Annotated in this window: 9 protein-coding genes and 2 pseudogenes; 2 read left to right on the top strand and 9 right to left on the bottom strand. The window is 58.8% G+C overall.

The genetic code is table 11. From position 1 onward, the window contains the following. Positions 1-12 precede the first annotated feature (12 nt). From ACEPAJ_RS02220 to ACEPAJ_RS02185, 8 genes are all read right to left on the bottom strand, one after another. Entirely contained in the window at positions 13-2,100 is a 2,088-nt protein-coding gene (locus ACEPAJ_RS02220; RefSeq protein WP_425913254.1) for an acyltransferase family protein, read from the bottom strand. Further along, complete coding sequence (locus ACEPAJ_RS02215; RefSeq protein WP_425913252.1) at positions 2,097-5,795, bottom strand: glycosyltransferase; 3,699 nt, start codon at positions 5,793-5,795, stop codon at positions 2,097-2,099. The genes ACEPAJ_RS02220 and ACEPAJ_RS02215 overlap by 4 nt, the downstream gene beginning before the upstream one ends. Beyond that, on the bottom strand, positions 5,788-7,005 hold the full coding sequence (locus ACEPAJ_RS02210) for an ABC transporter ATP-binding protein (protein ID WP_425913250.1): 1,218 nt from the start codon (positions 7,003-7,005) through the stop codon (positions 5,788-5,790). The genes ACEPAJ_RS02215 and ACEPAJ_RS02210 overlap by 8 nt, the downstream gene beginning before the upstream one ends. Beyond that, entirely contained in the window at positions 7,002-7,796 is a 795-nt protein-coding gene (locus tag ACEPAJ_RS02205; RefSeq protein ID WP_425913248.1) for an ABC transporter permease, read from the bottom strand. Before ACEPAJ_RS02205 ends, ACEPAJ_RS02210 begins: the two co-directional genes overlap by 4 nt. Before the next feature lie 144 nt (positions 7,797-7,940). Next, a complete protein-coding gene (gmd, locus tag ACEPAJ_RS02200; protein WP_425913247.1) occupies positions 7,941-8,987 on the bottom strand; it encodes a GDP-mannose 4,6-dehydratase in 1,047 nt (348 codons plus the stop codon). After that, a complete protein-coding gene (locus ACEPAJ_RS02195) occupies positions 8,984-10,378 on the bottom strand; it encodes a TolC family outer membrane protein (protein WP_425913245.1) in 1,395 nt (464 codons plus the stop codon). The genes gmd and ACEPAJ_RS02195 overlap by 4 nt, the downstream gene beginning before the upstream one ends. Next, positions 10,375-11,697, bottom strand: a complete 1,323-nt coding sequence (locus ACEPAJ_RS02190) for an HlyD family type I secretion periplasmic adaptor subunit (protein WP_425913243.1) — start codon at positions 11,695-11,697, stop codon at positions 10,375-10,377. Before ACEPAJ_RS02190 ends, ACEPAJ_RS02195 begins: the two co-directional genes overlap by 4 nt. A gap of 13 nt (positions 11,698-11,710) precedes the next feature. Beyond that, positions 11,711-13,450 carry a type I secretion system permease/ATPase gene (locus ACEPAJ_RS02185; protein ID WP_425913242.1) on the bottom strand — a complete coding sequence of 580 codons (1,740 nt, stop codon included), beginning with the start codon at positions 13,448-13,450 and terminating at the stop codon, positions 11,711-11,713. 833 nt (positions 13,451-14,283) lie between these two features. On the opposite strand from ACEPAJ_RS02185, the gene ACEPAJ_RS02180 reads away from it, so the two are divergent. Beyond that, a complete protein-coding gene (locus tag ACEPAJ_RS02180; protein WP_425913240.1) occupies positions 14,284-14,412 on the top strand; it encodes a hypothetical protein in 129 nt (42 codons plus the stop codon). Between the two features lie 467 nt (positions 14,413-14,879). On the opposite strand, the pseudogene ACEPAJ_RS02175 reads toward ACEPAJ_RS02180, so the two are convergent. After that, positions 14,880-15,681: pseudogene (locus tag ACEPAJ_RS02175) on the bottom strand (transposase); the annotation flags it as partial. Between the two features lie 76 nt (positions 15,682-15,757). On the opposite strand from ACEPAJ_RS02175, the pseudogene ACEPAJ_RS02170 reads away from it, so the two are divergent. After that, positions 15,758-16,757: pseudogene (locus tag ACEPAJ_RS02170) on the top strand (IS30 family transposase). Positions 16,758-16,983 lie beyond the last annotated feature (226 nt).

Here is a 16,983-nt window from a genome sequence, read left to right as displayed (position 1 = left end):
TAGCCAGTCGTGTTAAGGGGTCATTCGCGGCAAAGGCCTGCCAGGGAGTTTGCGCATGTAGCCGGTAAAATCTGCCACTAAGCGACTGTTGCCATAACCACTGATGTGGTCAGCATCCAGAAACAATGGCTTGCCGTCGTGCCAAGCACTGCAAGGCTCCTGCGGACACAAAACAGGGAATGGGTCCCAAATACCCACATTAGGCAGCCGTTGCTGAATATCGGTAAACGCCGCCATGACGGGCTGGCGATATTCCTGTAATTGCTTGCGGGATACCTCTACCCCCTGGGCACAGACGGGGTTGCCGCGGTTGTACCAGTCGGCACAGCGGAAAAGGGGTGCTTTGAACAGGGGCTTGGGCGCTTCAAATACAATCTGCACGCCTCGATCAGTAAACTCACGCAAAATAAGGATGGTTTCTTCCACCACCAGCTGACGCCCTGCGTCGGCGTCAGGGCCGAACATCCCGTCGTAAGCTTGCTCCGTCCCAAGAAAAGCCCATTGGTCAGCGAACCTAGGCAGGCGCAGCGACGGCAGGAAAAGAATGTCGCCTGCTTTGAGCGTTGCCAGGTCTGAGAGCACATCACGCGCAAACTGCCGACAGGCTGCATCATTGTTCCATGGTTGCAAACTGATGAAGGCACATCCGCTTTTGACATAGGCGTGCACGCGAATCGACTGTTCGATGGCGTACTGCTTGAACAGCCCTTCATAGGCCATGGCGTGGGAGTCGCCAATGACGTACAGCACACGCTCCTGTAAAGGGCGGGATTGGTCGCAGCCATGCGGTGTGTAGAGCATCAGCGTGGCGCCATTGACCACTCGGTATTCAGGGTCGGCGGTACAGCCTGGAAAACCCTTGAAGCTTGAGGCGCCACGCGGGTACCAGTCGTCGGGCACCTGGCTGATGCTGCTCAGCGACAGTTGTGGCTGTTTTTGATCGATATAGTGCGCGCTCGACCAGCCGGCCAGGATGATCAAAAGGCCGCAGGCGATCACCGCGCGCTGAGGCATGCGGCGCATAAAGGCGGCATGACGCACGGGGGTTTCAACCCAGCGGTAAGAGGCCACGGCCAGGGCGAACGCCAGCGCCACCGCGATGATTCGTTGCAGAGGCGTCTCCAGCCCGACGGTCCAACGGAACAATACGAAAACCGGCCAGTGCCAGAGGTACAGCGAGTAGGACATTTTGCCTACGGCTACAAGCGGACGGCTGCCAAGTAGGCTGTGCAGCCGACGCAAGCCGGCATGGTGGTACAGAACCCCCAATACGCCGAGGGTCCCCACGACTGCCAGCAAGGCACCGGGCATGGGAAAGCGCTGGGGTGTAGACACGATGAAGGCAAGCAGCACTACGATAAGCGACAGACTGGCTGCAAGCGCGTAGAGCCCGCCATGACGATCAGCGGCGGTGCGTTCCGGCAGTTTACTGAGCAGCTGGTACAGCAGGACGCCTGCGGCCAGTTCCCAGAAGCGCGCCGGCGTCAGGAAGTAGGCCTGGGTGGGGCTGGCCTGGCTCTGCCAGCCCGCCAGAGCCATGGATGCTGCTGCCGTAATTGCAAACAGGAGCATGGAGAGCTTGCGGCCACGCGGCCCCGACAGCCAGGCGAGGAACAGGAACGGGAAGACCAGATAGAACTGCTCTTCGACGGCCAGCGACCAGGTATGGGTGTAGGGGTTGAATTCTGTGGTCGGGGCGAAGTAGTCCCGCCCAGTTTGCGCGAGGATAAAATTGCTCAGGCCAAAGAAGGCATAGATACCTGTGCGCTGGTTAACTTCGCTAAGCCAGATGGAGGGTATGAAGAGCGCACTGGCCAGGCTGGTCAACAACAGACAGACAATTAGGGCCGGAAAGATGCGACGAATGCGCCGGGCGTAGAAATACCCTAGGAACTGCCACAAGCCCTGCCCCTTGAAGCTGGCGATGGAGGCACTGACGACGAAGCCGGAGATGACGAAAAATACGTCTACACCGACAAAGCCGCCCGGCAACCAGGGACCGTGTAGGTGATAGACCAGCACCGAAAGCACGGCCAGCGCACGCAGACCATCGATATAGGGGTAGTAGCGGGCGGGCGGGGTTGCCAGTCCATGACTCATGGAAGCTGTTCCCTGTTGCGGAGCATGATCTGCTGAAGGTTGTTCGCACTTTGCTGCCAGGTCTGCCAGGGCATACTGCTGGAGGCTGGCCTGAAACCGCCGCGCTGCCAGGCATCAATGGCTTCAGCCAGTTCGCCAGCCTGGTCCGCGTGGAAGAAACAGGCGTGCTCGCCGGCAACCTCGCGGAATACGGGGATGTCGCGCGCTAGAATAGGCAGGCCCTTCTGGGCCGCCTCGATCAGCGGCAGACCGAAGCCTTCGTCCAGCGAAGCCGCCAGCAAGCCGTCGGCAGTGGTGTATACCTTTTCCAGGAGCTCATCACTGACGTCGTTCAGCCAGAACAGGCGCTGCCCCAATTGCGGGTGCTGGCGCAATTGCTTGATCAGCTCGGGAATGTCACGCCGCTGCTCGTCGGGCAGGTCCTTCCAGCCTTCCCGTCCGACGATGACCAAGTTGATCTCGGCCCCGCCCTGCCAGAGATGGGTAAAGGCAGCCAGCGCCTGCACATAGCCCTTGCGCGGCTCCAGCGTACCGACCATGAGCACGCTTGGACGTGCCGCCAGCTGCGCCAGCAGCTCTGCGGCATTTTCAGGCAAGCCACGACTGGGAGCCGCTCCGCAGAGGTCTGCGCCATGGTGGGAGTGATCAAGCATGAGGATTTCGCTGCGCTGCGGGTGATGCTGTTCAAGCCAGCGGTGCAGTTCAGCGGCAACGGTACGGGTTACGCATATTGCGCCGTCAAGTTGTGCCACAACATCGAGCCAGCGACCGAAATAAGCGTTAGCGCTGGGCGGGAACAGCTCAGGACGGGTCACTGGCAACAGATCATGCACCAGCATCCGGCAATTGACGCCTTGCTCGCGCAGGGTCCTGAACAGGCCTTTGTCACTCGCGCGGATAAATGCCTCGCCTGAGTAATCAAGCGCGAGCAGGCAGTCGCCAGTCGCATAGTCAACGCCCCGATCTTGAATCACTTCGGGGATACCCAGCAGACGGGCGGTGTAGGCGCTGGCATATCGGTAGTGCCAGCGTCCGCCTTGATCGGTCAGGTAAACCGGCTCAACGCGATAGCCTGCAGGTGGCTGCGTAAGAAGAGCAAGGGTCAGGGCCTTGGCTACGCGCTCGATGCCGGTATGCCGGTCCAGACGGCTGGTCGCGGTGATGTCGAGCAGCAATTGCGGCTGACGGAGCGGCGCGGGCTGATCTTCGAGTAGGCGCTCGGCCAGCGCCAGCAGCGATGCTTCGCTCGGCGTGCCCGGCAGTGTGCCAAGGGCTTCTAGCAGGTGCTGCTCGCTTTGCCGGGCCTGTGCAGCAAAATCGTCGATGGCCTGATGATAGAGGCGCGCGCAGCCAGCCGGAGAGTGAAGCGTTTCAACGATGCCTCTTGCACGCACGCCTAGCGCGTCCCGCGCCTGCGGATTGCTATGCAGGTCATCAAGCGCCGCGCTCAGATCAGCCGTTTCGAAATCGTCCGCCAGGCGGTACACGCCTTCAGCCGGCAGGTCGGCCATGCTGCCGTTGGCATTGACTATTGTCGGTAAGCCGTAGTTCATGCAGTCGAGAACGGCTGCGGAGGTTTCACCTCGCGACAGCGTACGCAGCTGGACAGCGAGATCGGCCACGGCGAGATAGTCCCGGAAACTCTCGCCACTTGCCCAGCCGGTAATCCGTATCCGCGACTGCATCCCGCTTTCGAGTATGGCGGTACGAAGACGTTGGGCGTAATCGTCGCTACCCAGTTCCCCGACGAAAACCAGCATGCAGTCCGGGTCGCGTGCTAGGTCTGAGTCTAGCCAGGCTTGCAACAGGCGGTGGTTGAGCTTGGTGACGCCAAGCTGACCATAACTGCAGACGACAAATGCCGAATCCGGTATCTGCAGGCGCTGGCGAGCTTCCTGCTTCTGCAGCGGCTCTGCCGGCACACGCAGCAAGGGGATGCGTTGCCACATGCTCGCCGCATCATCGCCGTACCATTGCTGCGCCAGCCTAAATGAAACATCCGAATGCACGATCACACCAACGGCGGCCTCGATGATGGTGCGATTGAAGGGATAGCGGAAGGCGATCTGCGCGCCTTCTTCGCCCTGTAGGGCTTGCACCAGCGCGGGATAACCGTGACTGTAATACAGCTCCCGCAGCTTGATGCCCTGATGCTGGGGCCGGGCTTCGAGCGACCAGATCAGCCCGCTAAGGAAGAAGTCATGCAAGACCAGCACACCGGGCACGTCCTCAAGCAGGGAGACCATCCAGTCGTGGTAGGCGGAATTGCCGATGTGGTAGAGCACGGCATCGAAGGCGTCGGCATTGTCACGCAGCCAGTCGGCGTCGTGCACCTGGCAGTGCTCGCTGACCCAGGGCGCATCGATGACGTCCTGCTCCATGATCACATCGATCTGGTAATAGGCCGACAGCTCCGGTAGCAGTTCGGCGCTGTAGTCGGCGATCCCGGTACGTTCGGGCGGCAGCGGGGTGACGAAGGCCAGCCGCGGACGCTCGGTCGTGGTGGGCCGTGGGGCTCGGTCAGCCAGCTTGCCCAGCCGTGATGCGAGACGCAAGACTCGCGGCGAGTATTCATCGGCTTGGCCGTGGGCGTCCATATCCGGTCGTTCGAGCATCGCTTGCAAACGTCGCAAGCGTTCTTCAAGGCCCGGTATACGGCGCACGAAACGTACAATCGAAGCGTTCAGCGCCGGGCTTTTGCGCAGGTGAAAAAGCCCTGCTCGCAGCGGGCGCAGCAGCAATCCTCGCACCCGGGCGCGGTCCAGGTGACGCAGGAAGTCAGCCAGATCACGTATGGGCTGGGTAATACGCCATGATCGACTCAGATAGACTTGCTGCAACGCCGCTTCCGTCTGTTCGCAGCGATTTGCGAGGTCAGTAAGCCGCTCTTCCAGCCACTTGTTCGCAGCCTGTTGATCTTGGGCCAATTGCTGGAGCTGTTTATCTATATGCTGATCGTGCCGAATGGCCAGTGTTTCAAGCCCAAGGCCGTAGTCACGGGCAAACAGCTCGGCGAAAGGATCAGCCAGGCCTGTGCTGGCCGGCTGCTTCTGCGCCATGATCGCGTAGTCCGGGCTTACTCCGTAGAGCACTTGCCATAGGCCAATAGCGGCGTCGGGCGAAACCAGCGCCGGATCTTCCTGCAGTCGCAGGATCCTACTGCGGGCGAAACCGCTCTGCTGGCAGAGAAACTCTAGAAACAGGGCGGGGACAGGGCGCTGATGGGTAGGGTCCAGGTAGAAACTGTTGGTGCCCACCATGAGATTTTCACTGTTTGGCGTTTCCAGGATCAACAAGCCATCGGGCGTCAGCGTGCGTTTGGCTTCCTGGAGCAGCAAGCGCAAGTAGTCGAAGTCGAGATGCTCGACGACATGGAACGATGTGATGAGGTGGTAGCTGTCATCCGGTGCGGCCTGCAGCGCACTCAAGGCGTCCTGATTGCAGGCGTCGAGGCCGGCCTCATGACAGGCAGCCAGCATGGCATCATCAAGATCGACACCTCGGGCGTCAAAGCCCGCATCGCCAAGTAGTTGAAGCCATTCACCACGCCCGCAGCCAATATCGAAGGCACGAGGCCGTGGATGCTGCTCAAGCAAGACCTCGAGAAACGGGCGGTAACCGGATAGCCGTGAGTGAATTTCCTCACGAGAGGCTCGGAAGCGCTCTTCTAGCGCACGATAGAAATCATCACTCATGGTCTTGATGACACTCCAGCCTGTTTCCCAGCCAGGCCACACCGGCGAACTCGATCTGGCTGCGATTAACCACTTCGAACATCAGGGCACGCTCCTGCCATGCATAGTTACGTTCGATATGCCCTTCCTTGCTGTGCAACGCCAGGGTAATCGAGTAGGTGCCGGGGCCGATATCAGCATCAAACGTAAACGCCCAAGACAGTATCTGCCCAGGGACAGGGTCATGAATTACCTGATTCAGGTGGCGGGTATTGGTGCCAAATACATCCTGGCCATAGCGGTCCTTGATGAGAAATCCAAGGACCAGATCAGGCACTGCGCTCTGGCATTGCGCCCGTACGCGCAGCTTGATCGACTGCCCCACATCAATGACCTCCACTAGCTGGTCATCAGCCGTGAGTTCGAAGGCCGTAAACACTACCTCGCCCGTGCCGGACAAGATCGCGCTGCTCTGGGGGTCGTTAGTGATCTGCTGATCCTGATGGGCGGCCAGCAGGGCATTGTAGTAATCCATGACAGCATCCGGCTCACCCTGCATGGCAACCTGACCATCATTGAGCAAAATGGCCCGGTTACAGATGCTCTGAATGGCCTGCTTGTCGTGGCTGACCAACAGCAGTGTTGTGCCTTGCCGTGTGAACTGTCGAATGCGATCAAAGCTCTTGTGCTGGAAGTACGCGTCGCCGACCGACAGAGCCTCGTCAACAATCAGCACTTCCGGGCGCTGTGCAGTCGCGATGGCAAAAGCGAGTCGCGCCTGCATACCGCTGGAGTAGACCCGTACCGGCTGATCGAAGTACTCACCGATTTCGGAGAAGGCATGGATTTCGTCTATCAGGTCGTCAATCTGCGCCCTGGCGAAGCCCATCAGCCCCGTCACATGGTAGGTGTTCTGCCGGCCGGTCAGATCCGGATGAAAGCCCATTCCGAGTTCCAGAATGGCGGATACGCGGCCATTGACCACTACATTTCCAGTGGTGGGTTTCAACGTGCCGGTAATGATCTTTAGCAGGGTGCTCTTGCCGGCGCCGTTGAGCCCTATCAGGCCAACAGCCTCCCCTGGTTCCAAGGCAAAGGAAATGTCCTTGAGCACCCAGTGACGCTCGACCGATGCCGTCGGCAAGCCAAACCAAGACATGAGCCTGTGTCGCTCGCGACTGTAGTGATTGAATGCCTTGCCAATACCGGCAACTCGCAGTGCAACGGTCATAGCACATCCACCACTTCGTCAATGGCACGACTGTAGAGAAAGACTGCCAGAGACAAAGCCATAATTGCGAACAGTGCTGGGTAGATCAGTATTTGCCAGTCAGGAGTACGCCCGAAGACCAGCACTGCCTGATAGCCCTGGACGATGCCTGTCATGGGGTTGATATGAAGCATCTTCTGATAGGTCGGCGGAAAGAGGTCGAGTGTATACACGATAGGGGTGAGCCAAAAGCCGAACTGAAGTGCGATGCTCACCAGTTGGCCGACATCCCTGAAGAATACGTTGAGCAGGCCCAGTGCCAAGCCCAGCCCCAACGCCAGCATGAGCAGCAGGAGCGTCAGGATCGGAAGCCAGAGCAGGCTCAGGGTTGGTGTGTGCCCCAGAATTGCAAAAATCAGCAATACTGACAGAAATAGCAGCGTGTTGTTGAGCATGGCGCTGCCCGTAACGATGGCTGGCAGCGCAAGACGCGGAAAAGCCATCTTCTTGAGCAGGTTGCTGTTTTCGATAAAGACATTCAGGCAGCGCCCCACGACTTCGGAGAACAGGGTCCATGCCATGATTCCCGAAGTCAGATAGATTGGGTAGGCATATGCTGTCTGCAGCCCGGGCAGCTTGGCGGTCATGAGTGCCGACAGCACAAAGGCGTAAATGGCGACTTGAGCCAGGGGATAGATGACAATCCAGACAAGACCTAAACGACTGCGTACGACTCGGGTGACGAACTCATTGCGAATGGAGCTTTTTATAAACTGGCGAGCCTGCCATAGATCATTAATTGTCTTGTTCAAAGAGTTGACCCGACCCTGCGTCAGTTATGAATTTCATGTTTTGTCATCGGTGTTCGTTCGCGGCTAGGTGCCGCCCCTGCGGGGCCTATCCACACCCGCATCTACAGGTGATGACCTGCAAGTTCTGCAGGCTTTAGCATATTCCTAGAACGACTTGCCGTTTTGAACGCGCTGCAGGTCGGCCTCGACCATCAGCCGACACAGCTCTTCCAGCGTAGTCTGAGGCTTCCAGCCGAGCACTTGGGTGGCTTTTTCGGGGTTTCCGATCAGCAGGTCGACCTCCGCCGGACGGTAAAACCGCGGGTTGACCCGTACCAGCGTTTTGCCGGTTCCACTGTCGATACCGCGCTCGTTCTCTTCGCTACCCTGCCAGTCGAGCTGGATATTCACCGCATTGAAGGCCAGCGAGACAAAGTCACGCACGGTCTCGGTGCGGTTGGTGGCGAGGACGAAGGTATCCGGCTGATCGATCTGCAGCATGCGCCACATGCCTTCGACGTATTCCTTGGCATAGCCCCAGTCACGCTTAGCGGCGAGGTTACCCAGCTCCAGGCTGTCCTGCTTACTCAGAGAAATGCGCGCCGCTGCATCGGTGATCTTGCGGGTGACGAATTCCTTGCCGCGCAGCGGGGACTCATGATTGAAGAGGATGCCGCTGGCACCGAAGATGCCGTAGGACTCGCGGTAGTTGACGGTCATCCAGTGGGCGTAGAGCTTGGCAGCGCCATAGGGACTTCGTGGGTAGAACGGCGTGGCTTCGGTCTGCGGGATTTGCTGGACCTCGCCGAACATTTCCGAGGTGGAGGCTTGGTAGAAGCGGATCTTCGAATTGACAATGCGGATCGCTTCGAGCAAGTTAACCGCGCCAATCCCAGTGATCTCAGCCGTGGTGATGGGCTGGTCGAAGGAGACGCCTACAAAGCTCTGCGCGGCGAGATTGTAGACCTCGTCAGGCTGAGCTTTTTCGAGCAGGCGGATACTTGCGCCCAGATCTGTGAGATCGTGCTCGACCAGCTCAAGATTCGGGTGGCCGATGACGCCGACGTCCTCCAGGCGCCAGAAGTTCACCGAACTGGTACGGCGGTAGGTGCCGTACACTTTGTAGCCCTTCTCCAGCAGAAGTTGTGTGAGATAGGCCCCATCCTGCCCGGTGATGCCGGTGACGATGGCAGTCTTGATGGTGATGCTCATTTAGTTGTTTTCCTTTCCAGGGCTCGCGCTTGCTCGCTGCGAGCCAACCATACATTGACGTTTTCGATGCTCTGCTCGGACAGCCGTCCGGCCCAACGATTCAGTACCAGAAGATTGGTGATGAAGTCGTACTGAGCCTTGAGCAGGTCACGCCGCGCCTTGTATTCATTCTGCACGCTGATCAGCACGTCGACAGCGTTGACGACGCCGTACTGGAAGCCTCGTTCCGCGGCAATGCTGGATTTTTCCGCCGACTCCAGCGCATTGCGCGAGGCGCGTATCCTTTCGATGCTGGACTGGGCCGTCAGATAGGCACTGGTGGTTTCCTTGACAACCTGACGGCGGACTGCTTCTAGCTGTTGTTCGGTTGCCAGACGATCACTGTGCAGTGAGCGCACCCGCGCCGAGGCGGAGCCGCCACTGTAGATAGGGATCTGCACGCCGAAACTGGCAACGTAACTGTCCGAACGCGGCGTCAGGGTATTGTCGTAGCCCACATCACTGCGCTGAGCGCTGAGGTTCATACTGAGGCTGGGATAATGCGCGCCACGGCTCTCGCGCAACGCCGCATCAGCTGCGCCTAGGGCTTGTTCCCGGGCCTTGAGAGCAGGGTTGGCCGCTAGGGCGCGATCGATCCACTGATCGATCGCCTCGTCGGGAACCTGCAGTTCGACATCTTCGCGAATGCGGCTGAGCTTTTCCTCGACGGGCCTGCCGACGATCTCGGAGAGTTCTTCGCGGCTGAGTCGCACCTGATTGCGCGCCTCGACTTCCTGCGCAGCCAGCGCATCGACACGCGCCTGGAGGTCGAACACATCGGTAACCATGGCCATTTTCCTGTCGTACAGGGCATTGACGCGGTCGAGGTTTTTCTGGGTAGCACGGCGCTCGGCCAGGATCAGTTCCAGCTCGTCATCAGAGGCCAGCGCGACGAAATAGCGCTGCGCGAGATCGACCGTGGCCTCGGCCTGGGCATCCACCGACTCGAATTCGCCCTGCCGGGCAAGCTTCTTGAACTTCTGGTAGTTTTCCCAGGCGGCCTTGTTATAGAGGTGCTGGCTGAGACGAAGGACGTAGCTTTCGTTGTTGTAGCTTTCAGAGTCGATTTCGACATCACGATTGGTACGGTTGAAGGAGCCACTGGCGGTGATTTGTGGAAGCAGTCCACCAAAGGCTTCACGCTGGCGGTCCACACCGGCCTGGGCACGCGCATAGGCTGCTAGCACGCGAGGGTCCTCCAGACGCGACTCACGATAGAGCTGCATCAGGTCGGCGGCATATTCATTGGCACTGATGCTAGCAGGCGCGGACGGCAGATTGTCAAGCTCCTGGGCATGAGAGTGAGCAACAAAGGCGGCCAAGAGCAGGCTGACGGCTATTCGCACGCTCAATCCTCGATCATCGATTTGGCAAAGGCGTCGGTCGCCGGCGATACCAGATACTGAAGCATGGTGCGCTCTCCCGTATTGATAAGGACTTCGGCGGGCATGCCTGGCTGCAATTGCAGCGAACCGAGGGCGCGCGAACCCTCTTCGGTCAACACCACACGCGCCAGGTAGTAGGGCATGCCGGTGTCCTGATTGATCAGACGGTCAGCCGACACGTGCGCGACCTCACCCTTCATTACCGGCGTGGTGGAACTCTTGAAGGCGCTGAAGCGAATGTCAGCTTGCTTGCCGACCCGCACACGGTCGATGTCGATAGGCGACACCTGAGCCTCGACGATCAAGTCGGATTGAGCCGGTACGATATCCAACAGCGGCGTACCAGGGCTGATCACCCCCCCGACGGTATGCACGGTCATTCCGATGATCATGCCGTTTTCGGGGGCGCGGATGACGATGCGGGTCAAGCGGTCTTCAAGGGCGGACATTCGCTCCTGCAGGTCGAACACCTTGGTCTGCACCTCGGCGAGCTGCCCGACCACTTCGGCGCTGAAGTCCTTGTTAAGCTGTAGTATCTGCAATTCGGTTTCGCTGATTTGCAGACGAGTTTTGGTGATATCAGACTGATGATCGGCGATCTCGGAGCGTAGCATGTTCAGTTTACGCTCCTGATCCAGCAGGCGCTGCTTGTCGACGAAGCCTTCGGCCAGCAGATCAGTCAGCTCAGCGATTTCGTCTTTGTAGGATTTTTCCAAACTGCCTTTAGTGGTGATCATCGACCGCAGGCCACTGATCTGTTCGTTCAGCTGGCCGATGCGCTTTTCCAGCACTGCCACTTCGCCGAGCCGTGAGCCTCTGCGGGCATTGAATACCTGGGTTTCACCCTCACGTGCCTCTTGGGCACGACGGCTGTCGCTTTCGAACATACGGCTGTAGTCAATCGCACCAAGACCATCACGCTCGGCCCGCAGGCGCGCCTCCATGGCCTGCGTTGCGACCAGCTGGCTGCGGGTGATGCCGTATTCGGCGCGCACCTGAGTATCGTCGAGGACGATCAGCGGATCGCCCGCCGAGACGACTTCGCCGTCACGGGCGTGCAGTTCCTTAACGATGCCGCCTTCGAGATGCTGCACGGTTTTGCGATAGGACTGTACCGTCACGACACCGGGCGCCAGGGCTGCACTTTCGAGCGGTGCGAAGGCGGCCCAAGTGCCGAAAATGCCAAATGTGACGAATACGATGAAATAACCAATAAAGCGTGCACGGCTGTCGGAAGTCGGCAGGCCGGACAGGCTATCTGTTGAGGCAGGGTTGATGCTAGTCATGATCGTTCTCTGCTCAGGTTCGCGCCATGGAGGCGGCTGGAGTGGCCTGGGCAACTTTCTGCTGGGCTGCCTGTTGCTGTTTGTTCAGTTCGGCCATCACCAGCTCACTCGGACCATACAGACCGATCGTACCGTTGCTCAGCACCAACAGGCGGTCGAGCTGAGCCAGGATATTGGTGCGATGGGTAATAATAAAGATGGTGGCACCAGTAGTCTTGAGCTGGGCGATGGCCTGAGCTAGGGCACGCTCGCCCACCTCATCGAGGTTAGAGTTAGGCTCGTCGAGAATGATCAGCCGAGGCGCGCCATAAATGGCACGCGCCAGCCCGACACGCTGGCGCTGCCCACCGGAGAGGTTGACGCCCTCGCTGCCGATGAGCGTGTCATAGCCGTCGGGCAGCTGCAGGATCATTTCGTGAACGCCGGCCGTTTTGGCTGCGTGAATCACTTTCTCGGGATCGATTTCGCCAAAACGGGCGATATTTTCGCTAATGGTGCCCTCGAACAGCTCGATGTCCTGGGGAAGGTAGCCTACATAAGGCCCCAGTTCGCGCTTGTCCCAGTTGTTGATGTCAGCGCCATCGAGGCGTACGACGCCATGCTGCGGCGCCCAGACGCCGAGCAATGCACGCGCCAGGGTCGATTTGCCCGAGGCGCTAGGGCCTATGATGCCTACGACCGAGCCCGCCAGGACAGCGAAGCTGATGTTCTTGAGGATCGGCGTCTTGGAGCCGGGCGCACCGACTATGAGGTTTTCCACCAGCACGTTGCCCTGCGGGGCTGGCAACGACATGCGCTGAGGCTCGGCCTGCTGCTTATCGAGAACATCGTTGAGACGCTCGTACTGTGAGCGCGCACTGATAAAGCCTTTCCAGCTGCCGATCATCAGGTCGATTGGCGCCAGCGCCCGACCCAGCAAGATGGAGCCGGCGATCATCAGGCCGGGAGTGATTTCCTGCTTGACCGCCAGGTAGGCACCCACGCCAAGAATCAAGGACTGAACCAGCAAGCGAAAAGTCTTGGACAGTGAGGAGATCATGCCCCCTTTGTCGCTGGCACTGGACTGCAGTGCTAGGACCTTCTTCTGCCGCGCACCCCAACGCTCCATCAGGGTATGCAACATCCCCATGGACTCGATGACCTCGGCGTTGCGCAGGTTCTTGGTGGTATAGAGGCTGGCCGAGATATTCTGCTTGTTGGCCTCGGCGATGGCCTTGCCTGTGAGCTTCTCGTTGATCGCAGCCAGACACAACAGGATGATGGCGCTGGCAATCGCAATCCAGCCATACCAGGGGTGAAACAGGAACATAACGCCGATATATACAGGCAGCCAGGGGGTGTCGAAAAAGGCGAAAAGACCATTACCCGTAAGGAACTGCCGCAGGCCGGTGAGATCGTTGAGGGACTGCGCCGAAGCGTCCATGCCGCCGCTGTCCAGTGCGCGCTTGAAACTGGCGCGGTAGACGTCGCGACTGAGCATGACGTCGAGTTTGGTGCTGAGCCGTACCATGATCCGTGAACGCGTCCATTCGAGCGAGCCCATTGTCGCCATAAGCACGGTCATGATCAGGGTCAGCATCACCAGAGTGGATATACTTCCGCTGGTCACCACTCGCCCGTAGACCTGAAGCATGTAGAAGGATGGAACCAGCATCAGCATATTGACAAAAAAACTGAAGAAACCGACTGATATGAAACTACCCCTGCAGGCCCTCAGAGCGACCTTAAGGCTGTTTTCATTTGTGTTACGCATGGTGGAAGACTGCCGGACGTTCGAAAGCCGACAATTCTAGCATTTTAGGATGATCTGAAGTAGCCCAACATTTCCGGCAACTTTCTTTCGACTACTGACGATTTCAAGGCCACGCGCCAATGATGTGCTGCAACAGCGAATCTGAAAGACAGGCACCCATTCTGAAGGCCTGCCCATCATGGATACGCAAGCCCTTGGCTCAACTGAGCCAGCTCAGCCACCAGCAGAAGCACACGCGCCATCAAGCCTTGCAGCACCCGCCTGCATCAGCGACGCTTGATTGCCTGCCAGCCTTGCAGACTGCCCACATTGCCAAGCCCCACAAAGCAGCTCGCCCCGGGACTAGTCGCGAAGGCTGCACCGCTATCGCTGCAGTAGCTGTCAGCGGATATGCGCCGCACCGTCAGCAACAAGCCTGACTCGCCTAAACTATCCCGAACGCTGGAAAGACTATAACTAGACACTGATTAACAGGTTGAGCGTGCGCAAGGCGGCCAAGGTATGTGGCATCAGCAAGAACACGGCCTTTCTCTGGCGGCAGCGGCTAGGCACCACGTCACGCATGAGGCCGGGATTGTCGAAGTGGGTGAGACGTTCTTTCTGAAGCCATTCAGAAGCTCAGCGACGCTTATCGAGGCCGCCCCGTAAACGCAACGGAGTCAGCGTGGCCCGCGGCACGGATAAAGACCAAACCCCGATGATGGTGGTGCGCGACCGAGAGAGCCATACTGCTGACCTCAAACTCACCAAGCTCGACGCAACTCATTCGCGCGAAGCGCTGCTACCCCTGATCGACCCGGAGTCAGTGCCCTGCACCGACGGGGCGGAGGTCTATGCCAGCCTTACCCGAACCCTGGGCATTATCCATCAAAGCCGCGCACGCCCGCCACGGCCAGCGCGTACGCCAGGGAGCCTTCCATATCCAGAACGTCAACGCTTACCACAGTCGTTTGAAGGGCTGAACGGCCAGACCTCATGGCGCAACCACCCACTACCTCACGAACTACCTGGACTGGCATCTCACGCTAGAGCGTTATCAGCTTGGCCGGCAAACTGGTCAGGATTTGTTGGACTGCGTGGTGTTTTGAGCGGCAGTCTAGTCCGGCTGACAAGGTGTAAAGCCCGCCTGGCGGCGGGGTAGCCAGCAAGGCTTAGTGGTTTTTCCTGAGGTTGCGGTGAGTGGTCGCACGGTAGAAGCAAGCGTGTTCTGCTGCGGAATAAGGTCGATATCAATTATGACCCACGTGATTGATTGAGCGCCGAGCGCTTGGCTCCCGGCGCGCGGACTGCAGAATGGCCAGGGCTGTAAAGCCCAAAAGAGGCTGGATATACGAGTGCAGCCGCACTGATACCAGGGTTAGGAAAGGATATATCCCAATAGTGCGTTGCACGTTGCGCCCAACTGCTTCCTGGAGGCAGTGATCCGGTCGGACACCAAGGCCACGGACACTTCATTAAGAGCAATACGAACGGCCTTCTCGTTGGCCCAGCGCTGCAACTGGGCCAGCTTATCCGACGTACGAGCCTGGCAGCTCTACTGCCACCAGCAAGGCCGCTCGCGAGCCGCGGACCAATAAAGCACACACAATCGCTGCACTGCCGGCTGAGGCTGCCCAGCTTAAGCCTGTCGCCACTACTGAATCCGCACGGCGTCCTACCCAACCAAGCGCTGAGCTGGCGACCATTGGCAAAACGCTCGGGCTTGCCGACTGCGGCCGTCAGGTCGCCGGTCGCCGGTCGCAGCAGACCAATGCCACTGACCTCATCGAGCTTGCGCACGACTTGATCGCCGGCATGCCAGCGCTTGAGTTGCTGCTCGCACTCAATCATGTACTGCTGGTGAAGACTGATATCCGCCAGAACGATATGCAACTAATGACTCAAAGGCGCAATCTCGAGACGCTCAACTAATTCATGGGCGGCGCGGATAAAGGCGACGACAAAGCCAGACGCTCCGGCGCCCGCCTCGCGCAAAATACCGCGCAGCAGATTGACCCACCGGACGCGCGCCCAGACCTCGCGCAGCCCTTGCAGTGCATCACTTCGAGCATGGCATCACAATCGTTACAGGCAGCGCTGTTACGTCGACAGGGCCGAGCACAGCACAGATGAACCAACTTATCTTAGCGATTAAGCGCTTGCGCGCCCCCCCCCAACAATGCACCGTGCCACAGCCCCACCACCCACTCGACCACCTCGACTTACACCTGCACATGACGCCTAAACACCTCTCAGCGAAGCTGCTTACACTGGGCGGCGGCAAAAACCGAGTGCAACACCTGACCTTTCCGGCACGATACTGCCCCTATGTTTTATAACGAACTCAACGCTGAAGAGCGTGCCACTATTCAGCTCGATCGCGCACAGGGCTTCAGTCTGCTTGAGATTTCATGCCTGATCAGCCACCTCCTCGACCATCAGCCGGGAGTTGCGTCGCAACCGAGATGCCCACTTTGGCTACTCGGCCCGTGTAGCGCAACAACAGATGCAAATCCGCCATCAAGCTTGTCGACCGCAGCGAAAGCTCTTACCGGGTAGCGATCTCTTCGAGTTGGTGGCCCACATACTGCGTGAGCGCCTGGCTCCCTAGCAGATTGCCGGCAAGCTGCGTAGCATGAAAATACCCAGCCTCAGAAATGCTTACGCCTGTCTCGAGACGATCTATAACGCGATCTATGCCCTACCGATCGGCGAGCTGTGAGCTGCGCAGCTGCCTACACCAAAGCAAGGCAACGCGCAGACCGCCCCGGGCGGCGCTGATCGGCGCGGACAGATCCCCGAGATGATCAGCATTCATGTGCGCCCGCCGGAGATCGAAGATCGCTTGATGCCGGAGCATTGGGAAGGCGATCTGACCAAGGGTAAAGCCAACGCATCGCCTGTAGGCACACTGGTGGAGCGCACCAGTGGCTACCTGATACTGGTAAAGATGAGCGACGCGACGGCGACCTCGGCATTCAGTGCAGCACTCATTGTAGTGCCGCTAGCGAGGCGAAAGAGCATAACATACGACCAAAGACGGGAGATGGCGCGGCAAGCCGAGATCAGGTGTGACGATATTCTTCTGCGACCCGCACAGCCCTCAGCGACGAGGTAGCAACGAAAACATCAACGACCTGATTCGCCAGTACCTGCCCAAAGGCACAGACTTATCGGTACACAGCCAGGAAGAGCTGGATGCCATCGCGCCGCAACTGAACATGCGACCCGCAAGCGCTTCGACTTCAATTATTCCATCGAAGTTATGGGTGAGGTGATGCAAGGAGCCATGGCTACGCGGCATGATGCTCCGGCTTCAATTCAATAACCGTGCCGCACTCAGCCCCTGCAAACGCCCTGCATCATCTGACCAGAACGAACACTCTCGACTACTTGGTAAACGGACTTGGCCAAGTCAACTGACATTAGCCTCATCAGGACACTCCCAACTTCAGCAACCATTATTCTCGGTATAGACCCGTGGCTCGGGGAGAACCCACTACAGCATTTTAGCAAGCCTTATCCTCGATCCAAATCGATGCGAGCCTTCTGTT

Source organism: Pseudomonas sp. GWSMS-1, assembly GCF_049847425.1.
Taxonomy (GTDB): Bacteria; Pseudomonadota; Gammaproteobacteria; order Pseudomonadales; family Pseudomonadaceae; genus Aquipseudomonas.
This window is presented reverse-complemented; position numbering and strand designations above follow the sequence as displayed.

Bases quoted from the DNA above. Each gene is read 5' to 3' on its own strand.
- ACEPAJ_RS02220 (WP_425913254.1), bottom strand. From the start codon at position 2,100: ATGAGTCATGGACTGGCAACCCCGCCCGCCCGCTACTACCCCTATATC.
- ACEPAJ_RS02215 (WP_425913252.1), bottom strand. From the start codon at position 5,795: ATGAGTGATGATTTCTATCGTGCGCTAGAAGAGCGCTTCCGAGCCTCT.
- ACEPAJ_RS02210 (WP_425913250.1), bottom strand. From the start codon at position 7,005: ATGACCGTTGCACTGCGAGTTGCCGGTATTGGCAAGGCATTCAATCAC.
- gmd (WP_425913247.1), bottom strand. From the start codon at position 8,987: ATGAGCATCACCATCAAGACTGCCATCGTCACCGGCATCACCGGGCAG.
- ACEPAJ_RS02190 (WP_425913243.1), bottom strand. From the start codon at position 11,697: ATGACTAGCATCAACCCTGCCTCAACAGATAGCCTGTCCGGCCTGCCG.
- ACEPAJ_RS02185 (WP_425913242.1), bottom strand. From the start codon at position 13,450: ATGCGTAACACAAATGAAAACAGCCTTAAGGTCGCTCTGAGGGCCTGC.
- ACEPAJ_RS02180 (WP_425913240.1), top strand. From the start codon at position 14,284: ATGCCAGCCTTACCCGAACCCTGGGCATTATCCATCAAAGCCGCGCAC.